Annotated in this window: 23 protein-coding genes and 1 pseudogene; 12 read left to right on the top strand and 12 right to left on the bottom strand. The window is 40.7% G+C overall.

Annotated features, from left to right (window positions below; genetic code table 11):
• Positions 1-4: 4 nt before the first annotated feature.
• The 3 genes from JCM16161_RS14580 to JCM16161_RS14570 all read right to left on the bottom strand — a co-directional run bounded on the left by JCM16161_RS14580 (position 5) and on the right by JCM16161_RS14570 (position 1,871).
• The gene (locus JCM16161_RS14580) at positions 5-736 is read right to left on the bottom strand and encodes an MFS transporter (RefSeq protein ID WP_243668887.1); all 732 of its coding nucleotides are present in this window, start codon (positions 734-736) and stop codon (positions 5-7) included.
• Positions 737-934: 198 nt separating this feature from the next.
• Entirely contained in the window at positions 935-1,156 is a 222-nt protein-coding gene (locus JCM16161_RS14575) for a hypothetical protein (RefSeq protein WP_243668885.1), read from the bottom strand.
• A 190-nt stretch (positions 1,157-1,346) separates the two neighbouring features.
• A complete protein-coding gene (locus JCM16161_RS14570; protein ID WP_243668883.1) occupies positions 1,347-1,871 on the bottom strand; it encodes an ATP-binding protein in 525 nt (174 codons plus the stop codon).
• Positions 1,872-2,129: 258 nt separating this feature from the next.
• Between JCM16161_RS14570 and JCM16161_RS02965 the strand changes: the two are divergent.
• The 5 genes and pseudogenes from JCM16161_RS02965 to JCM16161_RS02950 all read left to right on the top strand — a co-directional run bounded on the left by JCM16161_RS02965 (position 2,130) and on the right by JCM16161_RS02950 (position 6,249).
• A pseudogene (locus JCM16161_RS02965) lies at positions 2,130-3,396 on the top strand (APC family permease).
• 64 nt (positions 3,397-3,460) lie between these two features.
• A complete protein-coding gene (locus JCM16161_RS02960; protein WP_054854947.1) occupies positions 3,461-4,504 on the top strand; it encodes a hypothetical protein in 1,044 nt (347 codons plus the stop codon).
• The gene (locus JCM16161_RS02955; protein WP_054854946.1) at positions 4,483-5,361 is read left to right on the top strand and encodes a hypothetical protein; all 879 of its coding nucleotides are present in this window, start codon (positions 4,483-4,485) and stop codon (positions 5,359-5,361) included. The genes JCM16161_RS02960 and JCM16161_RS02955 overlap by 22 nt, the downstream gene beginning before the upstream one ends.
• Before the next feature lie 310 nt (positions 5,362-5,671).
• Positions 5,672-5,848, top strand: a complete 177-nt coding sequence (locus JCM16161_RS14565; protein WP_243668881.1) for a hypothetical protein — start codon at positions 5,672-5,674, stop codon at positions 5,846-5,848.
• A gap of 17 nt (positions 5,849-5,865) precedes the next feature.
• A complete protein-coding gene (locus tag JCM16161_RS02950) occupies positions 5,866-6,249 on the top strand; it encodes a hypothetical protein (protein WP_243668879.1) in 384 nt (127 codons plus the stop codon).
• Between the two features lie 22 nt (positions 6,250-6,271).
• Here JCM16161_RS02950 and JCM16161_RS14560 read toward each other — a convergent pair whose 3' ends face one another.
• The 7 genes from JCM16161_RS14560 to JCM16161_RS02920 form a co-directional block, all read right to left on the bottom strand.
• On the bottom strand, positions 6,272-6,436 hold the full coding sequence (locus JCM16161_RS14560; RefSeq protein ID WP_243668877.1) for a hypothetical protein: 165 nt from the start codon (positions 6,434-6,436) through the stop codon (positions 6,272-6,274).
• Positions 6,437-6,453: 17 nt separating this feature from the next.
• Positions 6,454-6,870, bottom strand: a complete 417-nt coding sequence (locus JCM16161_RS14555) for a hypothetical protein (protein ID WP_243669146.1) — start codon at positions 6,868-6,870, stop codon at positions 6,454-6,456.
• Positions 6,871-7,244: 374 nt separating this feature from the next.
• Positions 7,245-7,694 (bottom strand): ABC transporter ATP-binding protein, encoded by a 450-nt coding sequence (locus tag JCM16161_RS14550; protein ID WP_243668875.1) that lies wholly within the window; start codon positions 7,692-7,694, stop codon positions 7,245-7,247.
• The gene (locus JCM16161_RS14545) at positions 7,691-8,230 is read right to left on the bottom strand and encodes a dipeptide/oligopeptide/nickel ABC transporter ATP-binding protein (RefSeq protein ID WP_243668872.1); all 540 of its coding nucleotides are present in this window, start codon (positions 8,228-8,230) and stop codon (positions 7,691-7,693) included. The genes JCM16161_RS14550 and JCM16161_RS14545 overlap by 4 nt, the downstream gene beginning before the upstream one ends.
• Positions 8,230-9,219, bottom strand: coding sequence for an ABC transporter ATP-binding protein (locus JCM16161_RS02930; protein WP_054854942.1), 990 nt, complete (start codon positions 9,217-9,219; stop codon positions 8,230-8,232). The genes JCM16161_RS14545 and JCM16161_RS02930 overlap by 1 nt, the downstream gene beginning before the upstream one ends.
• 3 nt (positions 9,220-9,222) lie before the next feature.
• Positions 9,223-10,083, bottom strand: a complete 861-nt coding sequence (locus tag JCM16161_RS02925; protein ID WP_054854941.1) for an ABC transporter permease — start codon at positions 10,081-10,083, stop codon at positions 9,223-9,225.
• Positions 10,076-11,038: an ABC transporter permease gene (locus JCM16161_RS02920; protein ID WP_243668870.1), complete on the bottom strand. Its 963-nt coding sequence runs from the start codon at positions 11,036-11,038 to the stop codon at positions 10,076-10,078. Before JCM16161_RS02920 ends, JCM16161_RS02925 begins: the two co-directional genes overlap by 8 nt.
• Positions 11,039-11,287: 249 nt before the next feature.
• Here JCM16161_RS02920 and JCM16161_RS02915 point away from each other — a divergent pair, with 249 nt between their 5' ends.
• Positions 11,288-13,123: an ABC transporter substrate-binding protein gene (locus JCM16161_RS02915; protein WP_054854939.1), complete on the top strand. Its 1,836-nt coding sequence runs from the start codon at positions 11,288-11,290 to the stop codon at positions 13,121-13,123.
• 44 nt (positions 13,124-13,167) lie between these two features.
• Here the strand turns inward: JCM16161_RS02915 and JCM16161_RS02910 are convergent, their stop codons facing one another.
• Both JCM16161_RS02910 and JCM16161_RS14540 read right to left on the bottom strand, forming a co-directional pair.
• On the bottom strand, positions 13,168-14,319 hold the full coding sequence (locus JCM16161_RS02910) for a cytosine permease (RefSeq protein WP_243668868.1): 1,152 nt from the start codon (positions 14,317-14,319) through the stop codon (positions 13,168-13,170).
• Positions 14,241-14,495 carry a hypothetical protein gene (locus JCM16161_RS14540; RefSeq protein WP_243668866.1) on the bottom strand — a complete coding sequence of 85 codons (255 nt, stop codon included), beginning with the start codon at positions 14,493-14,495 and terminating at the stop codon, positions 14,241-14,243. Before JCM16161_RS14540 ends, JCM16161_RS02910 begins: the two co-directional genes overlap by 79 nt.
• 91 nt (positions 14,496-14,586) lie before the next feature.
• On the opposite strand from JCM16161_RS14540, the gene JCM16161_RS14535 reads away from it, so the two are divergent.
• The 6 genes from JCM16161_RS14535 (at position 14,587) to JCM16161_RS14510 (ending at position 17,673) form a co-directional block, all read left to right on the top strand.
• Positions 14,587-14,940 (top strand): FkbM family methyltransferase, encoded by a 354-nt coding sequence (locus tag JCM16161_RS14535; RefSeq protein ID WP_243668864.1) that lies wholly within the window; start codon positions 14,587-14,589, stop codon positions 14,938-14,940.
• A gap of 11 nt (positions 14,941-14,951) precedes the next feature.
• The gene (locus tag JCM16161_RS14530; protein WP_243668863.1) at positions 14,952-15,245 is read left to right on the top strand and encodes a hypothetical protein; all 294 of its coding nucleotides are present in this window, start codon (positions 14,952-14,954) and stop codon (positions 15,243-15,245) included.
• A gap of 29 nt (positions 15,246-15,274) precedes the next feature.
• Positions 15,275-15,850, top strand: a complete 576-nt coding sequence (locus JCM16161_RS14525) for an MBL fold metallo-hydrolase (RefSeq protein ID WP_243668861.1) — start codon at positions 15,275-15,277, stop codon at positions 15,848-15,850.
• Positions 15,851-15,917: 67 nt separating this feature from the next.
• Positions 15,918-16,292 (top strand): hypothetical protein, encoded by a 375-nt coding sequence (locus JCM16161_RS14520; RefSeq protein ID WP_243668859.1) that lies wholly within the window; start codon positions 15,918-15,920, stop codon positions 16,290-16,292.
• Positions 16,293-16,319: 27 nt separating this feature from the next.
• On the top strand, positions 16,320-17,174 hold the full coding sequence (locus tag JCM16161_RS14515; protein WP_243668857.1) for a beta-lactamase family protein: 855 nt from the start codon (positions 16,320-16,322) through the stop codon (positions 17,172-17,174).
• Entirely contained in the window at positions 17,122-17,673 is a 552-nt protein-coding gene (locus tag JCM16161_RS14510; RefSeq protein ID WP_243668855.1) for a hypothetical protein, read from the top strand. Before JCM16161_RS14515 ends, JCM16161_RS14510 begins: the two co-directional genes overlap by 53 nt.
• Positions 17,674-17,821 lie beyond the last annotated feature (148 nt).

Below are 17,821 nucleotides of genomic sequence, written 5' to 3'. Positions count from 1 at the left end.
TAGGCTAGGAGTGAGTAGGCGAGGCCGGCAACGTAGTCGTTAAGCCTATCGATAGGAAGTATTTATAGGCGTATAGCGTTATTGTCCAGTATGACATGAAGAATAGAAAACCAGAGAGACTAACGACCATGACGTCGCTATTCCTCAATAACTTAAGGTTTAATGCGCCACGTGCATTACCACCATAACCCCTAACATTGGTTGGCACGTATAGTGATGCTATGATTATTGAGGTGAGGGCAATAATGTAGTAACTCCACCTCCAACCAAGGACTGTGCAGATTTCGGGCAGGGTAGCACCAGCAAGCACTATAGATAGCGGCCAGGCGATGCTGTAATAGCCCATGGCAACCGGCAGCTCAGGCCCCCTAAAGCTAATGGTTAGTAGCTTCACAGTGGCTGGGTAAATCCACCCAGCGCTCAGTCCCATGAATAGGCTAGCCACGTACTCAACCCACATGGCGTTGGCCATACCGGATACGAAGGATGATGCTGCTAGGCCGATTAGTGATGCCATGACGACATACTTAGGACCAACCCTATCCGAAACAAGTCCTGCAGGTACCTGGACCACCACGTAGCCTATGAAGAATAGTGAGAAGACCACACTGTCCTCAATGATTGTGGGCTTTAATGTTGAGTATGACGAGACAATGCTCCAGGCAAGCCTGGAGAAGTAGCTCATGAAGAATGAGGCTGACGCAATCCCTATTACGTACGCATCCCTAATCCTCATGCCCAATACATGGGTTAACCCGCCCTATTTATGTCATTACCCCCTAAAGTGTACGTGCAGCGGCGGCATAGATTGGGTCTATTATTGCGTACTCATCATCCCTCTTCTCAACAATACTCATATTAACGAGGGTATTCAGTAAGTTGCTAAGCACGGTATCACTCACGTACTACTCAATAATCTCCAACCTACTCTTAATCAAACTCCATCGGGCAGGTCCCTCGCGAGAATCCTAAGGATGGTTCTATACCTCGTACTCCTCATCACACCTAATAAATTGATTAGTTCATCACGAGCCATGCTTATTGCGATATTCCTTATGGCGTCAAAATCAGCAACACCCCTAATTGCGTAGTTATAACCGAAGTATGTTAACCAACCAATTATCCCATCAAACTCATTAATAGCCCTAATTAACACATCCTCACTTGGTTTAGTACCAACCTCGTTAAATCCCCTATTTAGGAACTCATATGATTCATCAGGCTTAACCTCCTGGTCTTAACCTCGACATAAGCCCTACCAAAGAGTGGCGCCTTGGGATTGCGAAGCCCAAGTAATTCGTATAAAAGGCCGACCTGTGATCCAGTAAGTACAAAGTTTATGTTTCTTAGGTTGTCATAGCATACGCCATCAATCTATCGAACCTGAGCCAATTAACCCTCCTCAACTCCTGAGCCTCATCAATTGCGATGATCACCTTACCTCCAACCTCCCCCGCCAGGTCATTGATCTTAATTAACAATTGAGCAATATCCAACTTACCCGGGCCCCTGAACCTAACCTCAACCTTAATGGGGTTGATTCCTATGGCAAGCCCAGTAACATCCTTAAGCGCGTTTAATATCTTCTCCCTAAGCCCGGACTCACGCCTTATGAAATCCTCAATTGCCCTAGCCCATATGACCGCTAAGTCGGCGTAATTTGGGTATGCACTTAACCTAACGTCAAAGTATACGTAGGGCAGACCCGACTTTCTAATCGCGACATTCAATAGGGATGTTTTACCACTCCTCCTAATGCCCGTGATTATAGTGAGCCTTGACATCCTGATCGCACTAACCAACTGATTAAGTTCAACCCTAAAATCAAATAGATCCTCCTCACTAACCTTAGGCTCCGGTGAAAAGAGCATTTAGTAACTAAGTTATACTTAGTATTTTTTTTATTTTTGCCCATAAGCTGATGTTATTAAACGTTTAACTAAGTATAAAAGGGTGCGGCATTGCCGTAATTAACGATGTCGAAGCAGAGGAGTAATGAGTTGATGAGGAACGCCACGGGCTTCCTCGGTTCATTATATAATTCATTGGCGGGTCAAGCACCTGCCTATAGTATTGCAGGTGGTGCAGCCCTAATAATGGGTAGTGCGTACGCCGCAGCGCCGTTGGCTATGTTACTCACGTTATTGGGTGTCCTGGCCATCGTATACTCAATATTCGTACTAGCCCGTAAATATCCACACGCGGCCAGTTTTTATGCCTACGTAACAAACACAATAAATGCCAGGACGGGTTTCGTAAACGGCATAGTCTACGCAGTGTTCTACAGCATTGTTGGTGTTGGTTCGGTGGCCATAGCCTTCGCCTACCTCGGTACTGAGGCATATACGCGGTGACTGGCCACGTAATAAACCCACTAATCCTACTACCAATACCGATAGTGCTTGCCCTAGTACCAGCGGTCCTTGGGATAAGGCCCAGTATTAGGACTGAAATGACGTTAACGAGCATTGAGATAATAATCCTACTAATATTCGTAATACTATCATTCATAGCCAACGCTAATAGGCTTTCCGCATTTCCATTCACCGTGCAAGGAACCTTCGCAACAACACCCACGGGTATATTAACGGCATTGTCAGGGGGCCTAATCTTCGCAATAACATACTTCATGGGCTTCGAGGTTAGTACACAAATATCCGAGGAGGTTAGGAACCCAAGGAGGAGCGTACCAACGAGCACGCTGTGGGCCACCGTATTCATGGGAATACTCTACATACTAGTCACCTACGCAATACTACTAAACATAGGCTATACACAAAACGCCATTAGTAACTTCGTAAGTATGGCGGAGGGCATGGGGCCAAATCCAGTATATACATTGATAGGGCATTACCTGGCACCGCAGGCCTAATACTATTTGCAATAAGCGTAATGATAAGCGTATTCGGGTGCTACCTAGCCACATTAAACGCAACGGCGAGGATGCTCTATGGCATGGCTAGGGACGGGTTACTACCCGCGTGGCTCGCCGAGACGCACCCAAGGTATAAGAGCCCATATAAGGCGCTCTATGTAAGCACTGCCGTGGCGGTACTAACGATAATACTTGCCTACATAGCGGCTTACCTGAGTGGTTACGTAAAGCCCCTGGAGTTGACCTATAACGCCATGGAGGGCGCCTACGCCATTGACTCCCTATACTACGTACTAAGCCTAATACTCGTAGCTGCAGGGGCCCTGAAGCTCACTAGGTGGAGCGGTAGGATAGCCATTGCCATCGGCATGGCAATACTCGCAATAACCTTCTACTACTCAATAGTGAGCACTTGGTACTTGATTATATTAATAGCGTCAATAATACTCACGGTAGCCGTATCATACGCTATAAACCCCAGGATAAGGAAAATAAAAATAACAACATGCCCATATTGTTAACGTTCAATTTAAGGGTAATAACGTAATAAAGCTTATAATTGTATTTAATTAAAACTTATTCGAAATGCCGAAGACTTCGAAGTGCGGTAGGTTTATTTGCTTAAATAATAATGTTAAATTTCTGCTTGGCGTTAATTATTTTCCAAGAAGGTCAAACATAATGATGTGGAGTAAGTGGAATGTAGATGATATCCGTAATGAATTATATATAATGAGGAACCTTGGCATTCGTGCGGTAAGGTTCTTCATTATTGCTGAGGATTTCGTAGACAATTATGGAAATATCAATGAAGACTCCGTGAGAAAGCTTAAGGAGTTCATGGATTTACTTAGGGAGTATGATATAATTGGATTTCCAACATTATTTGTGGGCCACATGAGTGGAAGAAATTGGAAGGTGCCTTTTCTCGTGAATGGAGATCCTTACGATGAAGAATCAATTGTCAAGTTCACGCAGTTTGTAACCAATATCGTGAGCGAGTTAAAAGATCATGAGGCATTAGGTGGCTGGATACTAACGAATGAAATAAGCCTATTCAAAAGACCAGAAAATAGAGAGAGAGCCTTAGCATTTTTATCTGCCGTAGTAAGCGTAATAAAGAGAATCGACCCTAATCACGTAGTATCGTCTGGTGACATACTCTATAGTCCCATGCAAGAGGAACCAAATGTTAGAGGTATGGTTGATTACATAGGTCCTCACCTATACCTTTATCAAGATGATCCGGTAATGCATGGTTACTTATATGGCGCTTACTTAGACCTAGCGTCTAATGGCGGTTCATCGCCTGTGCTCCTTGAGGAATTTGGCTTTAGCACGTTACAGTATCCTGAAGAATGGCAAGCTTATTTTATAAACGAGGTCCTATATACGGCTATTGCACATGAATCATCAGGTGCTTTCATATGGTGTTTCACAGACTTTATAGGTGATAAGGATCCACCATATGAATGGAGACCTTTAGAACTTGGCTTTGGAATAATTGATAAGTTTGGTAAGCCTAAACCCGCTGCAAGCATTGTATCAGAGTTTTCAAAGACTATCATCAAACTTGAAGAACTCGGATATATAACAGGTTTAGGCGAATGCCGAAGGCAACGGTGGTGATTCCCTTTTATGCATATAGAGATTATGAATTTGTAAACTATAAGGACTACAGCAGTGTACTTATGTCAGATATTTTATTAACAATGGTTGGTACACAGGTAAGGGTTGTTTATGAATTAGATCGGGAGCGGATTAGTAATGGTCTTATCATAATGCCTTCAATTCCTCTTGCATTAACAAGTACATGGGATTACCTCTTAAGTAATGTCAGGTCAGGTAACAATTTATATGTATCGTTACTTAGGCAGTCATTTCATGAATCACCAACTCACTTATGGGATGAATTATTTGGCGTTAAGCCATCATCGTGGGCCGGGAGTAAAGGCAGAATAATAAATGGCAACGTTAAAATACGTATTAAACATAACTTTGGGTCATTAAGGACTGGTGATTCTATATCAATAACTATAAGTAATCCCATTCATTTATATGAGGTTAGGCCTATAGACGCTACTATAATAGCTACGCTTAATGATGACTTACCTGTGGTATTCATGACCAGGAGAGATAGCGGTATTATCATTTTATCTGTAATACCCTTCGAATATATAATCGCCGTTACAGAAAGATATACGGAGGTTTTACCATTTTATAAAGCACTTATTGAGTTAATGGGGACTCAGCAAATGGCTTATTCCTCATCGCCTGAGCTAGAGGTTCAGACATTTTACGGAGATAATGGACATTTACTGTTCATAATAAACCACTCCATAAATAACGTAATGGATAATATTAAGCTAAATGGTAAGATAAGTAAAATTGAAAGGATTGGAGGCTTTGGGGATGCGAAACTGAACGATAATATTATTAATGTGAACATTGAACGTAAATCAGGGTTAGTATTAAGGGTTGAGTGATTAAGTATGACTAACAAATTAAGGTTAGGTTTAATGAATGCATTACTAAGTACGGTCCGCTTTTATATTCGGCACGTACATAGACCTAAAATTGGCATGAGTTTTGCCTTGGCCTTAATATTCTGATATCTTACATATTAAGGGCAATTGTCTCTGGATACTTAATACCAATTGCATTGGCTAAACTTACTAACTTAATGGTTAAGGAAAATTCATCTATTTATTTCATAATTACCATGATAATTATATCCTTATTATTCACATCATCTGAATGGTTATTTAAGCCTTTTTGGAATAGCATAGCTAGCTATTGCTAATATTTGCTGATGTTAATGATATAATTGGTGGGATTGTAAATGATGTTGACTTTGTGATGTGGAACATTGGTAATATGTATAATACCTTTATGCTAAATATACTCACTGCATTAACATCGATAATAACAATAGTGCAGTTGTTATCACACCTCTATCAGTGCTTATTATAGAGCCTTATGTCAGGAGTGTGAAGGATGCCAGGCAAATTAAGAGAAGTGCGTATAGCGAGCACATACATAGGGTTAAGGAATTCCTCAAGGAAGACATTAACAACGTTAATTTAGTCCGAGATTCATTACGTAAATGGATTAACGGAATATCTAATCAAATAAAGTGGGATAGAGTGTATTGGTCGTCAGCATTGGCGTACACGTATGTTACGCCTTTACTATTATCTGGCTTAGGCATTTATAGAGTACGAGTTAATAAAATGTCACTGGGTAGTTTAATAGGCATTGTATATACTTCATTAAATGCTTATCCATCATTAATAAATGCATTATGGGGCATATGTTTATTAGCTCAAAACGTGGTACCAATCAGGAGAATTGAGGAATTAATTGAAGCTTAGAGGATAAAATACCATTTATATATCATTTAACTATGCTAATATTGTATATCTTCCAATAAATCTCGCTACTACTAACGTACATATTACCGAACTCACTGCCTAACTCTACATCCATGAGCCATAGATCAGAAACATTATCTGGGCTTTGCCATATTGATGGGCATTTCTGCGGTAATAATGTCACCATGTAGTTCAGAAACGGAGCTAACCATATACCAATATTACCACTTCTATACCGTCATTGACTGGGACAAAGGCTATATACGTCCAACCAGTTCCATGATTACAGTTTATCAATACCATGAAGGTCTCGTTGGTTAATGTTCCATTCACATAAATCGGTATATTAACGTTAATACCCGTATAAGCCCATTGAGTATTATATCCACTATAGTAAAGCCAAATCATCATCTCAGCATCACCTGGCCCAACACCAGTTATGTTTGGGTTTCTAAGAAACCAAATATCGTATGCCCAATCTATAGGTGTTGATGGACTATGTATTAATGTATAATTTACATAAATACTTAGGTTAGGATATGAACTTAATAAATCATTTATCCTCTGCGGTAAATTAATTACCTCATTTGTTGGAGTTTTAAGCCATGGACTTCTACCAATGAGGAATATCTCTGGGTAACCCCAGACCTGGCTCTCTGGGTTTTTTTAATGTAACATTATTTATTAACGCATAAAAGCAAAGTATGCCCTTATTAGGATTATAGGTCATCTTTGCATAGCCCTTATTAAAGTTAGCTAAGTTCCACATGTTTATGTATATTTCATATTTGTTATTACCCCATGCTATTATATACGTAGACGACCCAGGTAATTCCAGGGAAGAATTCAAAACTAAACATGTATAGTTCTCTTTACAAATACACCTATTATTAACTGTTCTCGAATTCATTAGTGTCAATTCGCTAGTGAGGAAAAATATAAGTATTATAGTAAGAACAATAATTATTGCAAATATTAACGAAATAATTATATGCTTACGATTTGCGGTCATTATTAATCACCATTAATCCTGGTTCTCCATATAAGTGACAACGCACTAAATGATTCGGCTTTACACTAGTTATTTTTGGCTTTGTGTTAATACATATATCACGTGCATATGGGCATCTAGGTTGAAATACGCAACCAACGAGGTTTATCTCCTCTATCTTTTCTAATTCAATTTCCAATTTCCTATTAAACTTCCTATCAATCTGGGGTATTGAGGACATTAATAATTGAGTATATGGATGCAGTGGATTCTCAATAATCTCCTCAGAATCACCGTACTCCATGATTTCCCCTCTATAAAGCACAAGTATTTTATTACTTATGTAAGATGCAAGTGATAAGTCATGAGTAATAAATAGAATTGTTATTCCCCTCTTAGCATTTATATCATGAAGTAAATTCAGTATCTCAATTCTAAGTGATGCATCTATCATAGAGACGGCTCATCCGCTATCAAAACCTCAGGATCAACTAGAAGCGCCCTCGCAATCATTATCCTCTGTAATTGACCGCCGGAGAATTGGTGCGGATACTTACCAAGAGTCTCACTTGCCCTTAGCCCAACGAATTCAAGGGTTTCTTTAATACGGTTATAGATATCACGTTCACTAAGGTGATTAAAGTAGTTCTTAAGTGGTGCCTTAAGTACGTGATCCACCTTATGGACAGGATTAAATGATGCATATGGATCCTGAAATACGGCCTGAACCTCTCTCCAATACCTTCTATTATCTATTTCACTTAAATCAATTCCCTTATAAAGTATCTTACCGCTTGTCGGCTTCTCTAGCTTAAGTAATATCTTAGCTAATGTTGACTTTCCCGAACCGCTCTCGCCGACTATCGATAATACATCACCCTTATTAACATTAAATGTCACGTCATTAAGAGCCACGATCTTGCTAGTACGGAAGAAACCAGTCTCAAAAATTTTCGTTAAATCCTTAACTTCATATATGAGTTCAGTCATTAGTTATCACCCTTAACGAATAACCAACATGCAACCATAGTAGAACCCACCTTAACTAATGGCGGTTCTTTCTCTTTGCAAATATCCATCCTATAAGGACATCTATCGTAGAAGCGACAACCTTTAGGCGGATTCACCAAGCTTGGTGGTTCGCCCTTAAGTCCCTTCAGTCTAATCTTATTTATGTTAGTGCCGTATTTAGGTATTGACATGATTAACGCCTTAGTATATGGGTGTAGCGGTTCCTTAAGTACGTCGTTAGCATTACCAATTTCAATAAGCTTACCAGCATACATTACTCCAATTTTATTAGCTAATTGTGCAATCACGCCAATATCATGCGTTATGAAGAGCATTGACTTAACTCTACGTGATTCAACTAGTTCATTTAGGAACTGAATAACTAATCTTTGTGTGACTACATCAAGCGATGAAGTTGGTTCGTCAGCAATTAGGAGATCTGGGTCGAGTATTGTGCTTATCATGATACTAACCCTCTGTCTCATGCCACCTGATAATTCAAAGGGATATCTATCAAGGACCCACTTTGGAAGGCCTATCATTGATAATCGCTCAGGGACTCTGAAATTCATTATTTCTTCAATCTTTTCATCGCTATCAATATGGGATTTAAGGGCATCTCTAAGTAATCGCTTAATCGTTATGGTTGGATTAAGGGCATCCATCGCAAACTGAGGAATTAATGAAATGCGTTCCATGCGTATTCTTCTTAGTTCCTCATTACTCAGTTTAAGTATGTCCGTACCTCTAAACAATACCTTACCATCCACAATCCTAAGAGGTGGTTTTGCTAATGCCGAAATAGCTATGGCAAGAGTGCTCTTTCCTGAGCCACTTTCACCAACAATTCCTAAAACATCATTCTCATTAACAGTAAACGAGACACCATCGACGGCTTTAACGGAAAGCCCATTTTCAAGAAAATAATAAGCCTTCAACCCCTCAACACTTAATATGTTCTCAGACATTAATCACCCCCTTAACCTTGGATTAAATATTTTGTTCAGCCCTCTAACCATTAATATTAATGCTAATGTTGTCCAAGCAGTTAAGAAACCAGGCGGTACATACCACCACCAAATACCGTAAGCGAATGCTGTCGCAATGACAGACCAATAAAGCATGGTACCCCACGTCACTATTGAGAGAGATCCAATACCAAATAAGTTAAGTGTTACTATGGTCATTATTGCGGCATTAAACTGGATTATATATACGATAACGACATACGGCAATATAACAGGTAAAATCTCACCAAAGGCAATCTCGAATGAGTCACTACCATTAAGCCTAGCCACATTTATGAAGTCACGAGCTTTTATGCTCCTTGTCATGGGATCAACAGCCCTGACAGTCCAGCTCCAACTAAATAACCCTGTGAGTATAGCTACTAATAAATTCGATATTTTAGGTCCAATGACGAGCGAAAGTATCATAACAAATAAAGTAACGGGTATTGCAATGAATAAGTTCGTGAAGAAATTAATGATGTCATTAATCGTTCTGCCGAAATAACCAGCTATAACTCCTAGGACTATGCCTATTGCGGTCGCTATCGCACCAGCCATGGCAGCAATAATCAACGTTGCCGGCGTAGCGAATAATAATTGACTCCATACATCTTGCCCGTAGAGTGTCGTGCCAAGGAGATAATGCGAACTTGGTGGAACACCAGGTGGACCAACGACGGCATCTGGGTGTTTATATGGCGCAATTATTGGACCTATTATTGCTAACATAATTACTGGAAAGAACATTATAAAGCCTGTTAAAAATGACCTATCATCAAATATTGATCTAAATAATGACTTAATCTTACCAGTTTCAGGCATATGTACCTACCCTCACCCTTGGATCAATAATAATATAAACAATCTCAATTAGGAAGTTTGCAATTACTACCATGGTTATCACGTAGAACAAGGCACCCTCCATTAAGAAGTAATCAAGGTTTGTTATGGCGTTCCAAATGATCCAACCCATCCCTGGATACATAAATATAAACTCCACAGCACCGGCGCTGACAAAAATTAAGCCTAAGTTAATGGCTAAGCCTGAATATTGAGGTAATGACGCATTTCTATAAGCATAGTTTCTAATAATATCGTATCTAATGCCCAAGGACTCAGAATAGGTTATATAATTGCTACCAAGCTCACTAACGATGTTGGCCCTCATGCCAATGGCCCACTGTCCAATGGATACCAGAAATACCGATAAGAATGGTAATATCCACTCCTTAAGGAATGTTAATATGAAGCTCCACGTAAACGTTGGCATTGTAAATGTGTACTCTGTCGTGAACGATGATGGAAGTAATTTTAGATAGAATGTAAAGATCGTTATTAATAGCATTGCAAACCAATAGTATGGCGAATATGCAATGAAGTATAGAATGGGCATTAATATTCTATCAACATGCCTATTGAAGGCGGCTATGGCGCCAAGCTTGTTACCAGCCCAAAATCCAAGGAATATTGCTGGAATGAGCAGCGCAAGGTCGTAAAATACTATGCCACTTATTATTTTAATAACTGGTTCAGGAAATAGCCATGCGGAAATACCGAAATTGCCTTGAAAAATACCCTTCCAATAATCAATGAATTGAATATATAAAGGTTGATTTAACCCAAAATATTGATAAACAAAATTATATAACTTCTGAAGAGCCTGGGGCGAGTAGGTTCCTGCTGAACCAATGGCAGCACTTTCTAACCTGCCAACTATTATATTAGCAACATTTATTGGCAATAACCTAGGCAGTAAAAACACGAGACTATTAGCCACGAACCAAATTAATACGTAGACAAAAAAATCTCCTAATTAAATATCGAACATAAGTAGCAACCATAATCAATAATTAATTCATTAAATGCTTTAAAGTTTTGTTGGTAAAATTAGTAATTAAGGGTATTAGGAGTATTATTGGGTATATCCATAATACCCTCAATATTTAAATATCTTTATTATATGTACAAATTTTCTGATGTTAAGTAAAGTTTTTTTTGCAAATACGTACTAATAGCCCTAGCTATAGTGCTCGTAGTAGTACTTATCTCAATACCAAGGAGTTATGCTCAACAAACATTGACCTTTCCAAGAAATGAGACATTATACATAGGTGGTGCTATGTGGTCGCCACCAAGTAATGGCTTTAATCCAATAGTTTATCCGCCAACGAGTGAGGAGTTGTATCTCGTCTATTTAACGCTGTTTACTTATGATCCATTTAACGATTCATTGATTCCCTTGCTTGCTCAATCAATGAGTGTGTATAATTCAACGGCAGTTATAATCAACCTTAGGCCGCAAGCCACGTGGTCAAATGGACAGCCAGTTACGGCTCAAGACGTAGTATTTACACTTGAATTAGGTAAGAATTACACATGCACAAGGTGGAGTTGGGTGTGGGGTAGCTGGACTGGTGCGTTGAAAAATGCCGTTGCCCTTAATAATACATCAGTCATGTTAGTGTTCAATGGTGCAATTAATTGGTATGCCCTTTACCAGGAGATATTAACGGATATGCAGGTGGTACCAGCCAACGTCTGGTCAGGTGTTTCTAATCCATGTACGTGGACAAACCCACCAGCAACTTCGCCGCCATACACAATAAGTGATGGACCATATGAAGGCTATTACTACAGTGATACTGAGCAGGTCTACATAAAGAACCCGAATTGGTGGGGTTGGAAAGTCTTTGGTATAAATCCAGATTACCCACCTGAATACATAGTTAGTATGGTTGCGACAAGCAACGTTCAAGTACCTTCATTAATTGCTCAGGGAATGCTTGATTGGAATGGCTTCTTTATAATGAATGTTTGGCAGTATTATAATGAGAGCTTTTATACGTTCTATACGCATCCGCCGTATCAAGTACCAATAAATGTGGTTGCCTTATGGATTAATTATCAGCAGTATCCATGGGACATACCAGCAGTTAGAAGGGCAGTCGCATTTGCGATAAACACGACAGAATTGGCCGTTATTGCCGAGAATAACCAAGAGATTCCTGATGGAGCATGGCTAGGCCCAACCACGGAGTTATTTAATGCCTTCGGTCCATACTTCCAAGAGGTTATTAATACAACAATACTTAAGGAATATGGTTGGTACTATGACCCAAATGAATCTATAGCAATATTTGAGAACTTAGGGTTCCATAAGAATGCACAAGGTTATTGGGTGACGCCAAATGGCACAGTACTTTCATTAACAATAATGGCACCGGCAGGTTGGACTGATTGGGATGAGCAGGCAGAGTTAATAGCCGAGATGTTACAGGCCGTTGGTATTGATGCAACCGTTGTTACGCCTAGTTGGTCAACATTCTGGTCAGACCTTCAAACCGGTCATTTCCAAGCAGCTCTATGGAACCCATCAGGTCTTTTACCAGTGACGTACTTTAATAACTGGGGTTATTACTGGGGCTGTGTTTCGCCAACCATTGCTTGGTGCGATTTTGAGAGATTTAATAACTTAACATACAACCTGTTAGTTCAGCAATTAATGTATACTAATCCAAATAACTTAAGCGCTGTATTACCACTTTACTCAAAGCTTGAGGAGATATTCCTACAGACTGTTCCCGTTATACCATTGGTATATGGTTCGGCATGGTACGGATACTCAACCAAGTACTGGGTTGGCTGGCCCAATCAGAATAATCCAGGAGTTGCATGGCCGTCACCCTGGTCCGGCTCTGGTGAGGTATGGGTTGTGCTTGGGCTAAAGCCTGTATCTGCCGTTAAGCCAAAGCCTGCTGTTTCCATTAGTTCATCATTGCTTATTACAATAATAATCGTTGTGGTTATTATAGTAATAATAGCGATTGTCGCATGGTTAGCCGTAAGAAGGAGAAGAAGGTAAGTTATTTAACTTAGAATAGTTAAATTAAAAAAATTAAATATATTTTATTTTTGTGCAATAATTAAATATATTATTGATGCTATTATAAACGATATGAAGTAGCTTATGTCGGCACCGCCTAGGGCGTTGGCTACTGGGCCTGTGAAGGGTATTAAGCCTCCTGTTGCGGCGTTTAGGTTCATGAATGGTACCGAGATTAATAGGCCAATTATGTAGGCGAGTAGTGCCTTCCAAATTACCTTCGGTCCGTTTTCCACGAGTTTCCAATCCCTGGTTTTATTTACGTAGAACATCACCAGTAGTATTCCGATCCAGGGCGTTATCCAGTAGTCAAGGAATAGTAGGAAGCCCTCGTAGTAACCAACGAAGTTTAACCCACCGAGTACCGCCATTAATGTACCAACTACCGCGCCAGCTACTAACGCCTGCCACCTCCTTGCCCTGTTATATACTGCCAGGGCGGATAGGGAATTTGTGTATATGTTAAGGACGTTAGCGGCCAGCGCGCCTAGGAATAAGGCTATAATGGCTATTATGGCGTAGGCAATACCGTAACTACTCATAAACTGAACAAGCACAGTTGGTAGTCCACTCGTATTCCCAGTCGCTGCACTGACGGCGAAGCCCACGACCTCACTCCATAGGCTAGCCAATATGCCGCCCAGGGCTGCGTAGGCTATTATCCTTAGCCTGCTGGTGTTTTCAGGGAGGTAACGTGAATAATCACTGGCGTATGGACCCCAGGACATTATGTAGCTGAATACTGTTGCTAACGCTATTGCGAAGTTGAATGGGTTAAACGAGGCATTCCTAACATATGTGCTTAATAGGTGTGGCTTTGATAGTGATAGGGCTAGGGAAACGGCAAACATCACCCCAAGCACCATTGATAGTACGTACTCGGATCTATGTATTATGTCATAGCCAAAGAGTGCAATTATGAATTGGGTTAGCACGGTTATGAGTATTGCAGCGTAGAGCGGGATTTTTGGGTCCACGTAATTAATTATGTAGCCACCAATTATTGCATTTACGGAGAACCAACCAAGCGTACTAACCCAATTCGCCACCGCAAAGGGCAGGTTTCCGACCCTGCCGTAGGCAGCCCTTGAAATCATTATCTGCGGATAGCCATAGGTAGGCCCCATGGCTGCCAATAACCCAACCAATAAACCACCAAGTACATTACCGAGCACGAGGCGAGCACCAGCCAGGGTATTGGTAGGCCCAGCATATATAGTATTGGTCCTAGGGCGTAGTCGGCTACGGTTAGGTTACTTGCGAACCACAGCGTGAATTGGTACATGGTCCTGCCATGCCTCATTGAGTCTGGTATGTGTTCTATGCCGAGCCTTTCTATTATCGATGTCATTAGACAGAGAAGAGCAAATGGGGAAGTAAGCATTATATGGCAAAAACATACGTTAAGTAATCACGGATAAACTAGTTGGGCTAGGCAGAAAATGCCAAAATTATCTTTTATTGATTATTACGTGGTCATGGGTTATTACGCCGATTATCTATCGATATATAATGATAGGTATGGAGTGGTCAATTTCAGGGGTAAGGACGTGGTCGATGTTGGCGCATTCATAGGTGATACAGCGATTTACTTCATAATGAGGGGTGCGAATAGGGTTGTGGCTGTTGAACCGCATCCTAAGGCGTTCAGGGAGCTTATTAGGAATGTCGAATTAAATGGATTAATCAATAGGGTGATACCCATTAATGCGGCACTTGGTAGTGCCTCCGGCGTGACCTGTGTCTCCATGGACCTTGACCTAGGGAGTATAATGGCTACTTACTTCGGCCTATAATTAACGGCAGTATGTGCGTCAATGGTGCCAGGGTTAGGTTGATTACGCTGGGTGAGATCATCAATGAGACCAATGTGCATCCTGATGTTCTGAAGATGAATTGTGAGGGTTGTGAGTATGACGTTATATTAAATGATTATGAGCACGTTAAGTTATTTAGGGAGTTGATCTTTGAGTACCATAGGTGGGTTACGGGTATACCCGTTAAGGAGCTCCTCAGGGTATTAAATAGGGATTTTAAGTGCACCTTTGTTGGACGTGCATATGAGGATTACGGCTACGTTTATTGTCGACAAATAACTTAAAATAAATAAATTAACCCCTTCATAGGGCAATGATAGGGCTTATTGAGAAGGTTGATGGTCTCGTTTATCAACTAAGGATATCCATGCCCATGGAGCCTGGTTATGTGTTTTCATATGTAGTAAGGAGAGATGGTGAATGCGTAATGATCGACGCTGGCTACCCAAACACTGAGCTTCTTAATCCACTAATTAATGAGTTGAGTAAAATACCGAATTGCAGGTTGGGCACGTTATTTATTACGCATATGCACATTGACCATACTGGTCTAGCCAATGAATTACGTAGTAGGCTTGGTCTAAGTGTGGTCATGCATAGGAGGGATTATGAGCAGGTCCTAAAGATGCTTAATAGGGATTTATTCATTAAGGAATTCCTGGAACTATCGGAGTATTATGGAGTCCCTAATAATGAGATGGAACTTTATAAAAATGTGATTAGTGGCTTGTCAAGCAGAAGGAGATTGAGTGCTGCAAATCCGGACATCATCATCGGTAATGAGGAGGAACATATTGAGGGGTTGCACGTATTATTAACGCCAGGTCACTCGCCAGGTCATATATCAATAGTACTTGATGATTATAGCTTGCATTTACGGGCGACTTAATACTACCCACAATAACAACCCACGTGGCTTAACTCCAATAAACCCAGGTAATCCACTTCTTGATTACTTGAACTCATTGATTAAGATTAGGAATATGAGCCTTAATTGTTTATACCCAGGTCATGAGTATGAGATATGCAATGTTAATGATAGGATAAACGAAATTATCACGCACAGGGTCTCAAGGCTATGCGAGGTATTAAATGCATTAAGGAATGATGAACTAACAATATTTGAAATAACGAATAGGCTTAAGTGGATGGATAATAAGAGGTATATGGAACTCGACCCAATGAATAAGTACATGGCATTAACAGAGACGGCAGCCCTCGTTAAGTACCTGGAATCGATGGGCGTTGTTAAGGCAGGTAATGACTATAGGTATGAAATTACAAGGGAGATCTCCTGCGATGTCAGGGAATTAATACCGCAATTAGGTTAATTTAATCCTTGGGTTATTAATTTATTGATGGATTTCGGGGAAATCGAGGAATTCATTCTCGATAAAATTAGGGAGTCGAGACTACCTGGCCTAAGCATTGGTGTTGTTAGGGACGGCGAGTTAATCTATGCCAGGGGCTTTGGCTTTAGGGATGTTGATAAGGGATTACCTGCAACGCCACGGACAATTTATGGTATTGGTTCAATAACGAAGTCCTTCACCGCATTGGCAATACTAAGGCTCGTTGAGGAGGGTAGGTTAAGCCTTGGGGATCCAGTCGATAAGTACGTACCGATTAAGTTGAACCCAATGGGCACGGTCACGATACACCACCTACTAACGCACAGCAGTGGATTACCCGCACTTGGTTATGCAGAGGCCTACATAAATGGTGCACTCGGCCTTGATAGTAATTGGTTACCACTGGCCACACCCGAGGATGTACTAACGTTCATGAGGAATGCCTCTGATTGGGCTATTGCGAAGCCTGGCGAGAGGTTCTTTTACCTTAATGAGGGTTATGTAATTCTGGGCCTAATAATTAAGAGGGTTAGTGGAATGCCCTATGAGGACTTTGTTAGGGAGAAAATACTTAAGCCGCTTGGCATGACCAGGACGTACTTCACAGCCGAGGAGGTTCTCAGGGATCCTGATGCTGCAACTCCATACATAATCGATAAGGAGGGTAGGCACATACCAAGTAGGTTTCCATTTGGCATAACCTCCGATGGTGGATTACTAAGTAATGTAATCGACATGGCCAGGTATGTATCAATGCTCATTAACAGGGGTGAGCTCAATGGCGTTAGGATAGTGAGTAAGGAGTTGATTGAGACTGCTGAGAGGGTATATAGACGTTCCCTGGAGAATCATTGGCGATGAGAAATACGGCTATGGGTTAATAATAAGTCAGGACTTCTATGGTAGAAAATTAGTTGAGCATAGTGGTAATGTTGGTGTTTATACAGCGGATATGGCCTATGTACCAAGTGAGAGATTGGGGGTCATCATAATGGCGAATGCCGAGGGTTACTCCTTATCGAAGATGGGAATTTACGTATTAAGTAAATTACTTGGCCATGACCCAAATGAGCTAAGATCATTCATCATCGAAAGCATTAACAAGAGACTTGAAGGCACTTACGAGACTTATGGGGGCACCGTAAGGGTCTCAATACAGGGTCAGGGAGATTACCTAATAATGAGGAGCGTAACTAAGTATACTGAGGAAACAACGATTCTCGTGCCTGATGAGGTAAGGAGGGATTATGCCAGGTTTTACACGTTAATGAATGGCGCTAAGATACCTGCTGAGTTCTTTATAGAAGGTGGCAGGGTGGTCCTCATTTATGAGAGATTTAAATTTATAAAACGGGAATGAGGAGTTAAGGCCTGTCTTCGTAGAAAGATTTTTAAAGAGCTTCGTTATATGGTACTCGTATGATTAGAATAAAGTTTGATAAAAATAATCTAAGGAGGAACAGCTCAAATGAGGATACCAATAGATATATGTATACAGATAATGTTCA

It is taken from the genome of Vulcanisaeta sp. JCM 16161, assembly GCF_001316285.1.
Note: the sequence above shows the minus strand (reverse complement) of the source record. Positions and strands in the feature narration are given on the sequence as shown.

What these genes read in the sequence shown, in the direction of transcription:
- JCM16161_RS14580 (WP_243668887.1), bottom strand. Translation starts at nt 736, where the DNA reads ATGAGGATTAGGGATGCGTACGTAATAGGGATTGCGTCAGCCTCATTC.
- JCM16161_RS14570 (WP_243668883.1), bottom strand. Translation starts at nt 1,871, where the DNA reads ATGCTCTTTTCACCGGAGCCTAAGGTTAGTGAGGAGGATCTATTTGAT.
- JCM16161_RS02960 (WP_054854947.1), top strand. Translation starts at nt 3,461, where the DNA reads ATGCCGAAGACTTCGAAGTGCGGTAGGTTTATTTGCTTAAATAATAAT.
- JCM16161_RS02955 (WP_054854946.1), top strand. Translation starts at nt 4,483, where the DNA reads ATGCCGAAGGCAACGGTGGTGATTCCCTTTTATGCATATAGAGATTAT.
- JCM16161_RS14560 (WP_243668877.1), bottom strand. Translation starts at nt 6,436, where the DNA reads ATGGTGACATTATTACCGCAGAAATGCCCATCAATATGGCAAAGCCCA.
- JCM16161_RS14550 (WP_243668875.1), bottom strand. Translation starts at nt 7,694, where the DNA reads ATGATAGATGCATCACTTAGAATTGAGATACTGAATTTACTTCATGAT.
- JCM16161_RS14545 (WP_243668872.1), bottom strand. Translation starts at nt 8,230, where the DNA reads ATGACTGAACTCATATATGAAGTTAAGGATTTAACGAAAATTTTTGAG.
- JCM16161_RS02930 (WP_054854942.1), bottom strand. Translation starts at nt 9,219, where the DNA reads ATGTCTGAGAACATATTAAGTGTTGAGGGGTTGAAGGCTTATTATTTT.
- JCM16161_RS02925 (WP_054854941.1), bottom strand. Translation starts at nt 10,083, where the DNA reads ATGCCTGAAACTGGTAAGATTAAGTCATTATTTAGATCAATATTTGAT.
- JCM16161_RS14540 (WP_243668866.1), bottom strand. Translation starts at nt 14,495, where the DNA reads ATGACATCGATAATAGAAAGGCTCGGCATAGAACACATACCAGACTCA.
- JCM16161_RS14535 (WP_243668864.1), top strand. Translation starts at nt 14,587, where the DNA reads ATGCCAAAATTATCTTTTATTGATTATTACGTGGTCATGGGTTATTAC.
- JCM16161_RS14530 (WP_243668863.1), top strand. Translation starts at nt 14,952, where the DNA reads ATGTGCGTCAATGGTGCCAGGGTTAGGTTGATTACGCTGGGTGAGATC.
- JCM16161_RS14525 (WP_243668861.1), top strand. Translation starts at nt 15,275, where the DNA reads ATGATAGGGCTTATTGAGAAGGTTGATGGTCTCGTTTATCAACTAAGG.
- JCM16161_RS14515 (WP_243668857.1), top strand. Translation starts at nt 16,320, where the DNA reads ATGGATTTCGGGGAAATCGAGGAATTCATTCTCGATAAAATTAGGGAG.